Genomic DNA, 15,898 nt, shown 5'->3' with positions numbered 1-15,898 from the left:
ATAATAGACTGCTTACCTTTCTCATTCAAAGGAAAAATTTGAAAACTCGATTTCCGAACAGCAGTTAAGCAAGATCACAAAAATTGAGAAAATTCTTCAACCAGAAGTCAGGAAAACAATCAACAACTCTCAGTTGCGAATCATTCTTGATATTTTATTGCACGGGCAGGGAGAATTTTTTCCAATTAAGTATGAACAGCAATCTCTTCAGGTTCAATTTATCAAACTATCTAGATACAAAGGGGATTGGTATGCAGAAGTCATAAATAAAGACACTGGCCAAAAAGAGGAACTTTTTTGCCAGTCTATTGAATTTCACCCATAAATTTAAGACAAAAAAACCAGCGGTCTCGAGTCTCCGCTGGTTTCTTGATTAATCGTTTGGATTAAGCAGCCAAAACTTTGCGTCCTTTACGACGGCGAGCTGCCAATACACGACGACCGTTTTTAGTTGACATACGATGGCGGAAACCATGTTTACGCGCACGACGGATTTTACTTGGTTGATAAGTACGTTTCACGATGAATACCTCCTCTTAGATTCTTGTATTCGTTTAGCCGGCTAGTTGTGATCAGTTACTAAACATACTTTACTATTCTATATGATTCCGGGGCTTTTGTCAATACTTACTTAAATAACTTTCTCTTTGTAAACGTAATCATATAACCCGAGTCGCTTCATAAAAGGGAATCAAGGCTGTCATGGCCTCCTGCAGCTGGGACAGCACTTGCTCTCTTGAAGCAGTCTGAGAAAGGGGAATATCGTATTTGACTAAGACCTTACGAACCTGACCGACTGCCAGCTGCTGAGTAAGGAACTGGCGATTTTCCTCAGTACCTTCAAAGCGCTGACTCACACCATCAATCTGGGCAAAATAGTAAGCTGGCGACTGAATAGGCAGATTCAGTACCCGATTTTGCTTGTTGAGGCTGTTCTCATCTTTCTTACGCTCCATAAAGCTCACCTCTAGTGACACTCCAAAATCTTCTGCAGTCCCATACAAGCGCAGAGCAAACATCGGTTCTGTGATTTCTCCATAGCCTTTAAGATAATTCCAAAAATGGGGCCGCAGTATCTGTGCCTGATTCATCCACTGGCTGGTTCGCTCCAAGGTCAGCTTAGGATAGAGGCTCTGAAAATCCTTGACCAAATCCGCAAACTCCTTACGTGCCGCCTGGCCCTTAGCTCTCAACTCCAACATAGACTCACGCAGCTGCCCTGCCTTGTCTGGAGATATATACTTAGCCCCTTGATGAGGCAGATAAGTTTCAATAGCTGGAAAAAGTGACATAAAAATCCTTTCTATATGCAAAAACCAGCATCTCTGCTGGCTTTCTTTTTATTCGCTGTCAATATCCACAACGACATAGCGGTTAGGCTCGTCGCCTTCGGAATAGCTAGTCACGCCATCGATGCGAGAGATGATGCGGTGGATAATTTTGCGCTCGCTGTTAGACATAGGGTCTGTGTGCTGACCACGTCGGTCTTCCAAAGCCCGCTGAGCCAGTTTCTGCGCATAGCTTTGCAGCACTTCTGCCCGATGCTCAACATAGTCATTGACATTAATGGAAATATAGAAGCTCTTAGAATATTGGTTATAAAGATAGTTTTGCGCCAATAGCTGCAGAGCTTTCAAGACTTTTCCGTGGTAGCCAATCACGCGCCCCGGTTCATTGGTATCAATCTGCATGTTGATAGCTCGGCGGTTGTGGCTGCTGGAAATGCCCGCTTCAACATCCATCTCATCAACAATTTTCTGAACATAGTTCGTTACGTTGTCAACCACTTCTTCAATATCGTAGTCTGCTTCAACTTGGATGCCTAAGTCAGCAAAAGAGCTTTCTTCTGTTTCTGTCGGCTCAGCCTTGTCTTTAGCCGCTTGTTCAAAAGAGATAACCTTGCTATCGTCCGCTTCTGCTTGAGCAACTGCCTCATCAATAGCTTGGTTGGTCTTGAGAAGATCAATAGTGCCAGTCTCTTCTAAAATCGTATTGGCTTGCTTGTCATTTTTGAGAATTTCAGCCTTGACCTCATCTGAGATAACTTCGCCTTCTCCTTCGACCTTCTTGATGGCAGCTACCACACGGCCCAAATCAACCGTTGCTTCACTGACAGACTGCACAGGCTCATTCTGAGCATTAATCTCTTCGGGAACACCTTTTACAGCCTTTTGATTGGCCTTGACAACTGTCGTCTCAGCAATAGGCTCGACATCCACCTGAGCTGGCTTCTTGCCAAACAAGCCTAAAAAGCCTTTTTTCTCACGTGAAATAACAGTGATATGCGCTCTCATACGTGGAATATCCAACGTTTTCAAACCATTTTGAATGGCTTCTTCAACACTTGCTCCTGTAAAAATAACCATTGCAAGAGTCCTCCTTCTTACTTACTTTTTCTTTTTCTGTGCTTTTTTCAGGGCACGTTTCTTTTTCTGTTCTAATTGACGCTCTGACCGTTCCTTGGCTTCCCGCTCGGCAATGATTTTAAAAGGATTGCTCAGCAGTAAGGTCTGAACCACCTGATAAGCATTTGAGACCGCCCAGTAGAGGGCCACCCCACTCGCTGCATAGAGGGCAAAAAAGAAAATCACAACTGGCATCAGGTACATCATGACTGTCATCCCGCCATTTCTCTCAGGCAAGGCCTTGTTTGAAAGCCAAGTACTGAAGAAAGTGAAGAGAGCTGCCAACAGCGGAAGAATAAAGGTCGGATCTGTCGCTCCTAGATTGAGCCAGAGGAAGTGACCTGTTTTCATAAAGTCAACCCGAGTCAGGGCTTGAAACAGAGCCAAGAGCACTGGCATCTGGATAAAGAGCGGAATGAATGAGGCATAAGGATTGACACCCTTTTCTTTGTAGAGCTTTTGAGTTTCCTCAGCCAAGGCTGTTCTGCTCTCCATATCCTTACCAGGATACTTTTCCTGCAGGCGCTTGATATGCGGCTGCACTTCCTGCAGCTTGCGCGAAGAAGTCGTCTGGAATTGGAAGACCGGCAGGAGAACTGTCCGGATAATCAAGGTAAAGAGAATAATCCCAATCCCCTTGCTTCCACCAAAGGATAGAAAACGAATGGTGTCGGCAAAGAAATAGACCAGCTTCTCCCAGAAGCCATTTGAATCGGCCGTTACTTGACTGGTTCCGCAGGCTGTGAGAAAGAGCAGCGAGGCAACCAGCAAAATCCCTAATTTACTTTTCTGTTTCACAAATGAATCCTTCCTGATAAAGTTTAGCAATTTTTAATACATGCAATAAATTTTGTTCAACTTGGAGGTAGTCCAGCTCTTCTACCCCTTTGCGAGCGATAACCACGAAGTCTGCCTGGACTAACTGTTTTTGATGCTGCATCAAGACATGGCGGATTTTTCTTTTAATACGATTACGAACTACTGCATTCCCCAGCTTTTTACTGACCGAAATTCCAACCCGAAAATGCTTTTGCTCTTTTTCTAACATGTAAACGACAAATTTTCGATTAGCAAAACTCTGTCCACTTTTAAAAATCGCATTAAAATCTTTTTCGCTCTTGACGCGATAGTTTTTTCTCAAAACTCAACTCCATCCACCAAAATTATATCTATTATACCATATTTTTCGAAAATGCCAATAAGTCCTGCTATGACGCCGGTTTTGCAAATATTTAAAAGGTTGATTCACTTAAAAAACACCGCAATTTCTTTGCGGCGTTCCCTATATCTTATCCCTTTTTCAGCTGTTTCTTCGCTCTTTCCAACTCCTGACGGATCTGTGCAAATCCTGTCCCGCCAAGGGAATTCCGCTTCTGTACAGCAGTCTGCGACTCAAGAACTTGATAAATATCTTCCTCAATCAGAGACGACACTTCCTGATAACGGCTCAGCGGGATATCCTGTAGATAATAGCCTGCCTTGCTGCATTCCAGCACCAACTTTCCGACAATCTCATGGGCTTCCCGGAAAGGCAGTCCTTTCTTGGCCAGATAGTCAGCCAATTCTGTCGCATTGGAGAAGTCTTGCTGGGTTGAAACCAGCATTTTTTCCTTATTGACTGTCATACTAGACAGCATACCCGCCATAATATCCAGCGATTTTTGGATAGTATCTACTGTATCGAACATGCCTTCCTTGTCTTCCTGCAGGTCCTTGTTATAGGCCAAGGGCAGGGATTTCATAACCGTCAGAAGACTGAAGAGATGGCCATAGACCCGGCCGCTCTTACCCCGAATCAGCTCCGCCATGTCCGGATTTTTCTTTTGCGGCATAATGGATGATCCTGTACTAAAGGTGTCTGACAGACTGACAAAGCCATATTCATAGCTGCACCAGTTAATCAGCTCCTCGCAGAGACGAGACAGATGCATGATGAGAATGCTGCTGTTAGATAGAAACTCCAAGATAAAGTCTCGATCACTTACCGCATCCAAGGAATTGTGGTAAATACCTTTGAAGCCCAATAAATCAGCCGTCAGCTCCCTGTCAATAGGAAACGTTGTCCCCGCCAGAGCTGCTGCTCCTAAAGGAGACAAATCCGTATGCTCCAGATTAAAGGCAAAGCGCTGACTATCCCGGCTGAACATCTGATAATAGGCCAGCAGATGATGAGCAAAGCTAATCGGCTGGGCATGTTGCAGATGGGTATAGCCTGGCATGATGGTCTCTACATGCTCTTCTGCCAAGTCCAATAGCACCTGACGCAGATTCAAGAGTTTATCCGCAATCTGACCGAGCTGATCCTTGAGATAAAGGTGCATATCTGTCGCCACCTGGTCATTACGAGAGCGAGCCGTATGAAGCTTACCAGCCACTGGCCCAATCTCCTCGGTCAGAAGAGCCTCCATATTCATATGAATATCTTCATTACGCACATCAAACTCAAGCTCTCCAGCCTCATAACGTGCTAACAGCTTTTCTAAGCCTGCCTGAATAGCAGCCGCTTCCTCTGGAGCAATGATTCCTGTCTGCCCCAACATTTTGACATGGGCCAGACTGCCCTGCAGATCATAAGGAGCCAGACGATAGTCAAAGCCAATGCTGGCACCAAACTCCTCTACCCAGCCTTCGAGAGAGGCTTCAAAACGTCCGCCCCACAGTTTATGATTTGCCATAGGAAAAGCCCCTTTCTATTTGTCTTTGTGAGCCTGAACCTCTGCGTGAACCTTAGATGGAAGCCCCCATAGCTTGATAAAGCCAATCGCGGCATCCTGGTCAAAGGTATCTGCACTAGTATAGGTAGCCAGACTCTCATCGTAGAGAGAATTATTAGACTTACGCGCTACAACTGTCGCAGACCCCTTATAAAGCTTCACCTTAGCTGTGCCATTGACCACCTGCTGGGTGGACTTAAGGTAGGCAATCAGAGCTTCTGTCGCTGGATTAAACCAGAGACCATTGTAGATGAGATTAGACAGTTCATTTTCGATAATCGGCTTGAAATGGGCCAGTTCTCTGACTAGAGTCAGATCCTCGATTTCCTTGTGGGCAGCCAAGAGAGTCACCGCCCCAGGGCATTCATAGATTTCCCGAGACTTAATCCCTACCAGACGATTTTCCACATGGTCAATCCGGCCAACACCGTGCTGTCCAGCTAGGTCATTCAGCTCAAGAATCAAGTCCGCCAGCTTCATCTTTTTACCATCTAAAGCAACTGGTACACCTGCCTCAAAGTCAATATTTACATAGACTGGGCTGTCTGGCGCTGCTTCTGGTGCAACCGTCAAATCATAGGCATCTTCCGGTGCTTCATTCCAAGGATTTTCCAAGACACCACACTCATTGGCCCGTCCCCAAAGGTTTTGGTCGACTGAGTAAGGACTATCCAGATCTGCAGGAATTGGCACACCATTAGCTTTGGCGTAATTAATTTCTTCTTCCCGAGACCATTTCCACTCCCGAACCGGAGCGATGACCTTGAGACTGGGATCCAAGGAGGCGATAGCAACTTCAAAACGAACCTGATCGTTTCCTTTTCCCGTACAGCCATGGGCAATGGTTGTCGCCCCCGTCTTGTGGGCAATTTCAACCAATTTCTTAGAAATCAAAGGTCGGCTCAGAGCGGACACTAGAGGATATTTTCGTTCGTAGAAGGTGTGTCCTTGCAGAGCAACCAAGACGTAGTCTTCCGCAAACTCGTCTTTAACATCAATAACATGTGATTCGATAGCACCAACTTTCAGCGCCTTGTCATGAATGAAATCCAAATCATTTCCTTCACCTACGTCCATACAGACCGCGATCACATCATAATCCTTGTTCAGCCAAGTAATGGCCACCGAAGTGTCCAAGCCGCCGGAATATGCTAAAATGACTTTCTCTTTAACCATATGATTACCTCTATCCTTCTACATTTTATTTTTAAACATTCTACTGTATGAAAATGCGAATGTCAAGAGAAATTTTAATATTTATTAAAATAAAAGCGTTTTATCAATTTTTATTCAAAATCAATATATTATATACTGTACTCAAAATAAGAAAAAAGAGTCCGTCAAGACTCCTTATTTTACGCGGTAAAAAACATCGGGATGTTCAGAAACGCTCTGGGTGATGATGAAACGATCTTGACTGGTATCAGTCGGATCGGTCCCATTGACAGTCTCCCCAGCTGGCAGACTCTTTCCTGCTGGAATTATAAGAAAGGCAGCACCGGTTTGGTTTTTCCAACGAATCCCTACTCGGTAAATCCCATTTTCTTCCGGCCCAGAGTAATCTCCTGTCTCAAGCTTGGCAACATCTGACTCGATACCAGACGCATCGAATGTATAACTGTTCCCTTTGGCATCCTGCCAAGTACCAATCATGCTGGAAAAATCTCCAGAAGCAATAGCCTTCATATCCAAACTAGAAGTTGGTGCCGTCTCTTTCTCTCCTTTGCTAGCTTCCTTGGCAGACTTTTCAGCTTCAGTTTCCGAATTCTGCTTAGAGCCTGTATCAGAAGTTTCCTGACTATCTGCGTCGCCAGAAAGTTCGCTCGAATTGCTCTCTCTTTCAGACTTTTTAGAAGATGCAGAGCTAGGCGAACTTACTTTAGAATTGTTGGAAGCTGGAGTCGTTTGCTCTTTCTTTTGATTACAGGTTACTAGCACGAGTAAGGCTAGTAATCCTCCAATCAAGATAATGATCCATTTTTTCATTTCTCTCTCCTTAAGGTATTTTCTTATTACAATTGTGACATAAAAACAAAAATTTGCAAAGTAAAAACCAGCTTTCAAGCTGGTTTGTCTTATTGAATTTGATTCAGCATGTTTTCGATATGCTGGATGGATTTTTCACGGCCTAATAGGTAAATCGTATCTGGCAGTTCTGGTCCATGCATTTCACCCGAAACGGCAATCCGAATCGGCATAAAGAGGTTTTTGCCCTTGATTCCTGTCTCTTTTTGGACAGCCTTGATTTGAGGGAAGATGTTTTCTGTCACAAAATCTGCATCCGACATAGCTTCTAGCTTTTCCTTGAAAGCTGTCAACACGGTCGGTACCGTTTCACCAGCCATGACCTCACGCTCCGCATCTGTCAACTCTGGGAAGTCCGCAAAGAAGAGGTCTGTCAGCGGCACAATTTCATCTACAGACTTCATTTGTGGTTTGTAGAGCTCTACAAGCTTTTCTGCCTTATCGGTCAAACGGCCCGCTTCTTCCAAATATGGCTTAGCTAGAGCGAAAATTGTGTCAAAATCCGCATTCTTGATGTATTCGTTGTTCATCCAGTCCAGCTTCTTCTGGTCAAAAGCAGCTGGAGACTTGCTGAGACGTTTTTCATCAAAAAGCTCGATCAATTCTTGGCGAGAGAAAATCTCATGCTCACCGCCAGGATTCCAGCCCAGCAGTGCAATAAAGTTAAAGACTGCTTCTGGCAGGTAGCCCTTCTTGCGATAATCCTCGATAAACTGCAAGGTATTGGTATCGCGCTTGGACAGCTTCTTGCCTGTTTCAGAGTTGATAATCAGGGTCATGTGCCCAAATTCTGGAGCTTCCCAGCCTAGAGCTTCATAAACCATGAGCTGCTTAGGTGTGTTAGCAATATGGTCATCTCCACGAATAACGTGTGAGATTTCCATCAGATGGTCATCAATAACCACAGCAAAGTTGTAGGTTGGGTAGCCGTCTTTCTTCTGGATAACCCAGTCACCACCGATATTGCCGCCTTCAAACTCAATTTCGCCCTTGACCATGTCCGTCCACTTGTAGACACCAGCTTCATTGACAGCCAGACGAACCGTCGGAATGATGCCCGCTGCTTCGCGCTTAGCGATATAGGCTGCCTTTTCTTCCTCAGACATGCCTAGAAACTCATTGATATAACGAGGTGTTTCACCAGCTGCTTCCTGACGTTCGCGTTCAGCCGCTAATTCTTCCTCAGTCACATAGGACTTGTAAGCCAAGCCCTTGTCCAAGAGTTCATTGACATATTTTTGGTAAATATCCAAGCGCTCAGACTGGCGGTAGTTTTCGTGAGTCTCAGGACTTTCATCCCAGTCAATACCCAGCCAGCGTAAGTTTTCAAGCTGTGAGCGTTCTCCGTCTTCTACATGGCGCTTGCGGTCTGTATCCTCGATACGGATAATGAAGGTTCCACCATAGTGACGAGCATAGAGATAGTTAAAGAGCGCAGTCCGCGCATTTCCGATGTGTAAAAGTCCAGTCGGACTTGGTGCATAACGCACTCGAATCGCTTTTGTCAAAGTTCCATTCTCCTATTTGTATTTCGGGGAATCATTCCCACTCCGATTTTCAAACGTAATCATTATATCATACTCTGAGGGCAGAATACGACTTTACAGTCTATTTTTACGACAGGCGCTCTTCCAGCTGGAAGTCGATAGGAAGCCAGGCCAGCACATTCTCCAGCTGCTTTTCCCAGTAATACCACTCATGCTTACCTGGACTGTGGCTGTAAGTAATCTCCAAGCCCAAGTCTTGCAGGTTTTTCACTGCCTCCTGATTGGCCTTGTAGAGAAAATCCTCTTCGCCACACCAAGCCCAAAGCTTGGTCTTTTTATCAGATTGCTTGGCTATACTTTCCAGCGAATGAGGGCTGCTGGTCCAGTCTTTATAGTCTCCAAAAACTCCTCGCCAATAAGCTGGCGTTGCCATTTCTGCATTGTCTGGACGAGCATCAAGAAAACTCAAAGCGCCAGAAAGACTAGCTGCGTATGAAAAACGGTTAGACTTGAGAGCCAGCTTAAAGGCTCCATATCCGCCCATGGAAAGACCAGCGATAAAATTCTTCTCCCGCTTATCTGACATATTTGGGAAAAAGCGCTTGAGCACCCGAGGTAGCTCCTCAGCGATGGCTTCGTAATAGTTAAAACCATACTGAGTATCGGTGTACCAGCCATTGCTGGTATTAGGCATGACAACAATCAAGTTGGTCGAGCGAACCAGACGCTCAATATTTGAGCGCTTGAGCCAGCTATTGTGATTCCCGTTCATACCATGAAGCAGGTACAAAACAGGAATGTCCTTATCATCCGGCTCGTCCACACGAGCTGCATCGGGATAGAGGACATTGACACCCCATTCCATCTCCAAAGCCTCAGAATAATACTCTATTTTCATCACTGCCATTCGCATTTCTCCTTCGTATCTTCCTGACAAGAAAAAGCCGAAGCCCGACTTTTCTTGTATTTGTGTTCAGATTTTTACCGCACTTCCATAACAACCGGCAAAATAGCTGGGCGACGCTTGGTTTGGTCAAAGAGATATTTGGCCAGACTGTCACGGACAGCACCCTTCAGCTCACCCCAGTCAAAGCTATCCTGCGCCAGATAGTCTTCCACGGTTTTATTGATAATGTCAGAGCTTTCGCGCAAAATATCTCTGCTCTTCTTGACATAGACAAATCCACGGGTGTGTACTTTAGCCTTGGAAATGATTTTCTTTTCCTTACGGTTAACCGTGAGTGCCACGATGAAAATACCGTCTTCAGACAAGACCTTGCGGTCGCGCAGGACAATATTACCCACGTCACCAATCGCATTCCCATCAATCATGACATCTCCAGCTGATACTGCACCAGCCGGCACAAAATCACCATGGTCGTATTCCATGATGCTGCCCCGCTTAGGAATGAAGATATTTTCAGGCAGCATGCCAACTTCCATGGCAGCCTTGGCATGAGCATCCAGTCCGCGGTACTCACCCTGAATCGGGAAGAGGTACTTAGGCTGCAGCAGGTTAATCATGAGCTGCAAATCACGCGCATTTCCATGACCTGAAACCCGCAGGTTTTGGGTAATCAGCTTGACAATGCCCCCAGCCTGATAAATCATATTTTCCACGCGAGCCACGACCGCTTCCTTGGCAATTGACGGCGTCGTTACGATGTAAATCAAATCGCCTTCCTTGATTTCCACATAGCGGTGACGGCCGATTGACATCTTGCGCAGACCATTGATAGGCTCACCCATCCGGCCAGTCTCCAAGATAATCAGCTCATGATCTTCAAACTTAGACATTTCCTTGGGCTTGATCAAAAGTCGTTCGTCCACCAAGGATAACTTCTTGAGGCGGATAGCCGTACGAACGATGTTTTCAACATCAAAGCCTGTCAAAACTACTCGGCGGCCAGTCTCTGCCGCTGCATCAAAAACCTGCTGGATACGAGACAAGTTGCTGGCAACCGCCGCAACAATCACACGGCCGTCCCAGTCAGCAATCGTATCTTCGATTTCCTTGCCAACCTCGCTCTCACTAGCCACCTGAACACTACTGTCCGCATTGGCTGAATCACTGAGCAAGGCCAGAACACCCTCGCGGCCAATCTCAGCCAGACGGCCAAAGTCTGTCGCGTAGGACGGGCTGGCAGACTGGTCAAACTTGAAATCACCTGTATAAACGATACTGCCTTTTCTGGTCTTGATGACAACTCCCAAACTCTCAGGAATCGAGTGAGTCGTCCGGAAGAAGGAAACCACTGTTTTGCCAAATTCAATCTCAGTATTTTCATCAATCACATGGAAATCATTGAACTTCTTAACCGCATCGTTATTTTTAACAAAAAGCTTGGCCAGCTCAATCGTCAACTCTGATCCGAAAACCGGCACCTTAGCATCTGCCAAAAGATTAGGCAGAGCACCAATCGCATCCGCGTGCCCGTGCGTCAGAAAGACACCCGCAATCCGCTCCTTGTTTTCAAACAAATAGTCCATGTTGGGAACGACATAATCCACACCCAACTGCTCATTTTCTGGGTACTTCAGCCCAACATCCAATACAAAAATGGAATCATCCACTTCGGCAACGTAGAGGTTTTTCCCATTTTCACGTACGCCGCCCAAAGCAATCAGTTTAATATTGCTCTTGCTCATTTTTTCTCCTATTCAATTTTCAGAATCTCACTTTTATCAAAGATTCTTTATTTTATTACTAACGGTCCTTGGCTAGCCAAGTCGAATTACAGTCTTGCAAACCTTAGGTTTGCATATCCAACCTATTATAGCATTTTTTCATGTTTTTTCAAAGTCAAGTGTGCCTTCTTAGCTCCCTTGGCTACAAAAAACGACCTCTAGCTTTACTCGGCTAGAGGTCTGGTTTACTTCGCTGATATGAGAGCAATCAGTTCATCCAAGGTGTAACTGAATAACAATTTTTTGATTTATTGTTTTTATTATTTTTTATAAACTTTTAATTCCTTCAACCGCTAATGATTTTCTTTTTATCTTAGCATTGGAAATCTCTATAACATAATAAAGGACTATTGATTGAATTCTCGAAGTTTGAAAACCATCTAAAAGCTTCTACTTTCTATACTATCGTTACAATCAGGCAAGCTAAGCAGGCCTGTCTGACAATTCAACCAATATGTCAAGTAAAGCAACTACTTATGTATCACAAACAACTATACCAACAAAGTAAACTTTAAAGCGAATGAATTTGGCTTCCTTTCTTTTTATTTCCATAGTTCTATTATAGTACTCTATTTTATTTTTTGCAAGCGTTTACAACCAAGAAATTAAAAAACTTTTTAGCTAAAAAGAAGTCAAGCAAAAAAAGAAAGGAGACCTTAAAATGATCTCCTTTAAACTCTAGATAATTTTTATCAGTGACTATAGCTAACAAAGACTTTTTATAAGGAAAATCAACTATTGGTTTTATTTATCGTCTTTTTTAACCATGTTTTTAACGCCTTCGATTGCGCCTTCAACAGCATCTTTGGCATCTACTGCAACTTCTTTAACTTTAGAAACTACTTTTTCAGCAGCTCCTTCTTTTTCTGTTTTTTTATCACCAGTTAATTTGCCAAGGCCTTCTTTAACAGAACCTTTAGCTTGGTTGAATTTTTCTTCTGTAGACATAATTGATACCTCCGTTATTAGTTTCAATTTTTAAAGCAATGAAAGAATATAAGAATTCCTAATCTCAGCTAGAGAATTAACGAACGCGAGCTTTTTCATTTGATGCAGCGTCTTTAACAGCCTCTACACCATCGCCAACTTTTTCTTGAACAGCTGAGAAGCCACCGCTAATGCCAGATTTTGCTTTTTCGAATTGCTCTGAAGCAAATTCACCTGTTGATTCAGCAACATCTGTCACTCGGTCTTGAAGGCTTACTGAATCCGCTTCGTGTTGTTCTTTTGTTTTAATATCAACAACATTGACATTTACTTCAACAACTTCCAAATCAGTCATCTTAGAAACTTCTTCTGCAACGACTTTCTTGATTTCTTTGTATAAAGCTGGAACATTCTTTTGATATTCTGCAACCACATTCAGGTCAACAGCTACTTGTTCTTTACCAACTTCAACATTGACACCATGAGTGACATTGTCAGAGTTGACCAATTTATCTTTTATGTTAGAGAAGAAGCCACCGTCAACAGCCAGCAAACCTGAAACTTTCTCTAAAGAGAGACCGATAATTTTTTGAATGACCTTATCATCATAAGTCAATTCACCTTTTACTTCGTGAGCTGCTTGAGCAACTTCTTTTTTAGCAACATCTTTAACATCTTTATTTGACATATTAAACTCCTTTATTTTTATTTAAATATATTATTTTTTTGAATATAATATCCGATTCCTGCCCCTAGAGTAGCGCAAATCAAGACAAATAGAGTCTTAAAGAAGCCAAAGGATAGGATAAAACACGCTAGAATAATGCCTGCTAATCCAGACAAGATTGGATATTGATATTTTTTAAACCATTCCATTTTTTACTTCCTTACTTTACACGACTAGTAGTTTTTTTAGCCGCTTCTTTTGGCTTGAAGTCTGAGACAGAGATTCTAAGCTTGACATTATGATTGATTCCGAAGAATTCTGTCAATCCAGACGCAATTTCTTCTTGAATCAACTGACTTCTCTTGATGATGTTTTCCGAAGGAACGATTGCCCCTTTAACAGAAACCATGCATTTGTTTTTACGGCTATTTACTGAAACTGCAGGATCTTTAATTAAACCGTGTTCTGTTAACAGACTACGAACAAACCCTTCAATGGCTGAATTTTTCAGCATCAGTTTCCCATCCGCATCAGCTAGCTGAATTTCCAAACGTCTCTTAGGATAAAAAACTATCACTAACATTAGTAGTAAGATTAAGCTTGCTAAAACCACAGTGCCCCAGAAAACATACCTAGAAAGATAGTAACCCACAAAAGGAATCTGCTTCCAAGTGAATATCTTCCAGCTAAATAACTGGAGCCCCAGACCGCTGACTTTATGAAAGTCTAGCAAAACAGGAATCAAAATTGTCAAGATTAAAATACAGAAAATAAGGGAAAGTATTTTTCTTGATTTTGACATATTGAATCCTCACATCATTAAATTTTAAATTGTATTTTGAAAGTAAAAAGACAATTTATGCATTTTTACCTACAAAAAATGATACAACAGCTACTACAATAACTGCACCAATGATAGAAGGAAGCAAGGCCATACCAGCCAAACTAGGACCCCAAGTTCCCAAAAGTGACTGACCGACAGCAGAACCAACTAAACCTGCAACAACGTTTGCAATAACACCCATTGAGCCGCCTTTTTTAGTGATTGATCCAGCAATAAGACCAATAACTCCTCCAACAATAATAGACCAAAGCATATTGATTCTCCTTTCTAATTTTTTCTAAATCAAAATTGTTTAATAATATTTTTTACTATTATTTTTTGATTAACATAATTATATAATTTTCCAACTTGGAAACATAATAATTCAACTTGGTTTTCTTCCCGTTTATTTGCACTATAGATACGTTAAAATGAGAATGCATTGTTCTATAGGCTTTTATCAGCATTTTTATATATTTTAAAGTTGTTAGACGAGGTTAAATGCATAAAATATGGTATAATTGCCTGATAATAAAACAATATATAAAGAAAGATAATATTTTAATGCGAGAATTACTGTCTAAAAAGAGCCACAGACAATTAGAACTATTAGAGCTACTATTTAAAAACAAACGCTGGTTTCATATTTCTGAGTTGGCTGAACTATTGAATTGTACAGAACGTTCAGTAAAAGATGATTTATCTCATGTCAAGTCTGCGTTTCCTGAATTGATTTTTCACTCGTCTACTAATGGCATACGTATCATTAATACCGATGATAGTGATATTGAGATGGTCTATCACCATTTTTTTAAGCATTCAACCCATTTTTCAATTTTAGAATTCATCTTCTTTAATGAAGGATACGAAACTGAGAGTATTTGCAAAGAGTTTTATATAAGCTCTTCCTCACTCTATCGTATAATCAGTCATATTAACAAAATTATAAAAAAACAATATAATTTTAAAATTAGTCTCAATCCTGCTCGGATTATTGGAGATGAGATTGATATCCGTTATTTTTTTGCACAATATTTTTCGGAAAAATATTATTTTCTTGAATGGCCCTTTACAGATTTTTCAGTAGAACCTTTGTGTGAGCTGTTAGCACTGGTCTATAAAGAAACTGCATTTCCTGTCAATTTCGCAACTCAAAGAATGTTAAAATTGCTCCTAGTTACAAATTTATATCGAATAAAGTTTGGTCATTTCTTGGAAGTTGAGAAAGATTCTTTTAACAATCAATTGTTAGAATCTTTCATGCAGGCAGAAGGAATCGAAGACATTGTAGAGAGCTTTGATTCTGAATATCATATCTCTTTGAATAAAGAAGTGATAGGCCAACTATTTGTCTCCTATTTTCAAAAAATGTTTTTCATTGATGAAAATCTATTTATGAGCTGCGCAAAAACAGACAGCTATGTAAAAAATTCGTATCAATTATTAAGTGATTTAATTGATCAGATAGAAAGCAAATATAATCTAAAAATAGACAATAATGACAATCTTATTTGGCATTTGCATAATACAGCACATCTGCACCGTCAGGAACTATCTACAGAATTTATTCTGTTTGATCAAAAAGGGAATACAATCAAGAACTTTCAAAATATTTTCCCTCAATTTGTTTCAGATATTAAAAAAGGGATTGAACATTATCTAGAGACTTTGGATATCCATAGCACACCAATGAAAGTCAACCATCTATCCTATACTTTTATTACTCACAGCAAACATTTAGTGCTGAATCTTTTACAAAATCAGCCTAAATTAAAGGTTTTAGTCATGAGTAATTTTGATCAGTATCATGCAAAATCAGTAGCAGAGACACTTTCTTATTATTGCAGCAACAATTTTGAACTTGAAGTTTGGAATAAATTAGAACTATCAATTGATTCTTTAAAAGAATCACCTTACGATATCATCATTTCTAATTTTATTATTCCACCCATTGAGAATAAGAGACTGATCTATTCCAATAATATTAATACGGTCGCACTCATCTCCTTACTTAACGCAATGATGTTTATTCGATTAGACGAGTGATTTAGACTATTTTGATAACAAAAAAACCGCAATCAAGCGGTTTTTATTAATCTATGAGAGCAATTTGAAGAAAAAGGACATAGTCCTATTTAACAGAGAACTAAATCCTTTTGATT

Annotated in this window: 17 protein-coding genes and 1 pseudogene; 2 read left to right on the top strand and 16 right to left on the bottom strand. The window is 41.7% G+C overall.

Annotated elements, in window-relative coordinates; translation table 11 throughout:
- Nucleotides 1–16: 16 nt before the first annotated feature.
- Nucleotides 17–325, top strand: a pseudogene (locus RSK81_RS01300) (transcriptional regulator); the annotation flags it as partial.
- Between the two features lie 61 nt (nt 326–386).
- Here RSK81_RS01300 and rpmH read toward each other — a convergent pair.
- The 16 genes from rpmH to RSK81_RS01220 form a co-directional block, all read right to left on the bottom strand.
- A complete protein-coding gene (rpmH, locus tag RSK81_RS01295) occupies nt 387–521 on the bottom strand; it encodes a 50S ribosomal protein L34 (protein WP_002893904.1) in 135 nt (44 codons plus the stop codon).
- A gap of 138 nt (nt 522–659) precedes the next feature.
- Complete coding sequence (locus RSK81_RS01290) at nt 660–1,292, bottom strand: HI_0552 family protein (RefSeq protein ID WP_315687156.1); 633 nt, start codon at nt 1,290–1,292, stop codon at nt 660–662.
- Between the two features lie 48 nt (nt 1,293–1,340).
- Nucleotides 1,341–2,366 (bottom strand): RNA-binding cell elongation regulator Jag/EloR, encoded by a 1,026-nt coding sequence (jag, locus tag RSK81_RS01285; RefSeq protein WP_315687154.1) that lies wholly within the window; start codon nt 2,364–2,366, stop codon nt 1,341–1,343.
- A 21-nt stretch (nt 2,367–2,387) separates the two neighbouring features.
- A complete protein-coding gene (locus tag RSK81_RS01280) occupies nt 2,388–3,203 on the bottom strand; it encodes a YidC/Oxa1 family membrane protein insertase (protein ID WP_315687153.1) in 816 nt (271 codons plus the stop codon).
- Nucleotides 3,187–3,546, bottom strand: coding sequence for a ribonuclease P protein component (rnpA, locus tag RSK81_RS01275; RefSeq protein WP_315687151.1), 360 nt, complete (start codon nt 3,544–3,546; stop codon nt 3,187–3,189). The genes RSK81_RS01280 and rnpA overlap by 17 nt, the downstream gene beginning before the upstream one ends.
- 148 nt (nt 3,547–3,694) lie before the next feature.
- Complete coding sequence (gene argH / locus RSK81_RS01270; protein ID WP_002907898.1) at nt 3,695–5,080, bottom strand: argininosuccinate lyase; 1,386 nt, start codon at nt 5,078–5,080, stop codon at nt 3,695–3,697.
- Between the two features lie 15 nt (nt 5,081–5,095).
- Nucleotides 5,096–6,295: an argininosuccinate synthase gene (locus tag RSK81_RS01265; protein WP_268697475.1), complete on the bottom strand. Its 1,200-nt coding sequence runs from the start codon at nt 6,293–6,295 to the stop codon at nt 5,096–5,098.
- A gap of 174 nt (nt 6,296–6,469) precedes the next feature.
- Nucleotides 6,470–7,105 (bottom strand): DUF6287 domain-containing protein, encoded by a 636-nt coding sequence (locus RSK81_RS01260; protein ID WP_049552860.1) that lies wholly within the window; start codon nt 7,103–7,105, stop codon nt 6,470–6,472.
- An 89-nt stretch (nt 7,106–7,194) separates the two neighbouring features.
- Complete coding sequence (gene gltX / locus RSK81_RS01255; RefSeq protein ID WP_049552859.1) at nt 7,195–8,652, bottom strand: glutamate--tRNA ligase; 1,458 nt, start codon at nt 8,650–8,652, stop codon at nt 7,195–7,197.
- 106 nt (nt 8,653–8,758) lie between these two features.
- On the bottom strand, nt 8,759–9,538 hold the full coding sequence (locus tag RSK81_RS01250; RefSeq protein ID WP_049552858.1) for an alpha/beta hydrolase: 780 nt from the start codon (nt 9,536–9,538) through the stop codon (nt 8,759–8,761).
- A 74-nt stretch (nt 9,539–9,612) separates the two neighbouring features.
- The gene (locus tag RSK81_RS01245; protein WP_268682386.1) at nt 9,613–11,280 is read right to left on the bottom strand and encodes a ribonuclease J; all 1,668 of its coding nucleotides are present in this window, start codon (nt 11,278–11,280) and stop codon (nt 9,613–9,615) included.
- Between the two features lie 783 nt (nt 11,281–12,063).
- Complete coding sequence (locus RSK81_RS01240; RefSeq protein WP_002899152.1) at nt 12,064–12,267, bottom strand: CsbD family protein; 204 nt, start codon at nt 12,265–12,267, stop codon at nt 12,064–12,066.
- Nucleotides 12,268–12,343: 76 nt separating this feature from the next.
- Complete coding sequence (locus RSK81_RS01235) at nt 12,344–12,934, bottom strand: Asp23/Gls24 family envelope stress response protein (RefSeq protein ID WP_002902153.1); 591 nt, start codon at nt 12,932–12,934, stop codon at nt 12,344–12,346.
- Nucleotides 12,935–12,951: 17 nt separating this feature from the next.
- Nucleotides 12,952–13,122 (bottom strand): DUF2273 domain-containing protein, encoded by a 171-nt coding sequence (locus tag RSK81_RS01230; protein ID WP_002905455.1) that lies wholly within the window; start codon nt 13,120–13,122, stop codon nt 12,952–12,954.
- A gap of 11 nt (nt 13,123–13,133) precedes the next feature.
- Nucleotides 13,134–13,715, bottom strand: a complete 582-nt coding sequence (amaP, locus tag RSK81_RS01225; protein ID WP_311153926.1) for an alkaline shock response membrane anchor protein AmaP — start codon at nt 13,713–13,715, stop codon at nt 13,134–13,136.
- Nucleotides 13,716–13,770: 55 nt separating this feature from the next.
- The gene (locus tag RSK81_RS01220; protein WP_002920347.1) at nt 13,771–14,010 is read right to left on the bottom strand and encodes a GlsB/YeaQ/YmgE family stress response membrane protein; all 240 of its coding nucleotides are present in this window, start codon (nt 14,008–14,010) and stop codon (nt 13,771–13,773) included.
- A gap of 290 nt (nt 14,011–14,300) precedes the next feature.
- Here RSK81_RS01220 and RSK81_RS01215 point away from each other — a divergent pair, with 290 nt between their 5' ends.
- Nucleotides 14,301–15,782: a M protein trans-acting positive regulator PRD domain-containing protein gene (locus tag RSK81_RS01215; protein ID WP_315687743.1), complete on the top strand. Its 1,482-nt coding sequence runs from the start codon at nt 14,301–14,303 to the stop codon at nt 15,780–15,782.
- The last annotated feature ends 116 nt before the right edge of the window (nt 15,783–15,898 follow it).

The sequence above is a fragment of the Streptococcus sp. DTU_2020_1000888_1_SI_GRL_NUU_041A genome, from assembly GCF_032387735.1.
In the GTDB taxonomy this organism is placed as follows: Bacteria; Bacillota; Bacilli; order Lactobacillales; family Streptococcaceae; genus Streptococcus; species Streptococcus sanguinis.
The sequence above is the reverse complement of the archived record's forward strand: the minus strand, read 5'-3'. Positions and strand labels throughout refer to the sequence as shown.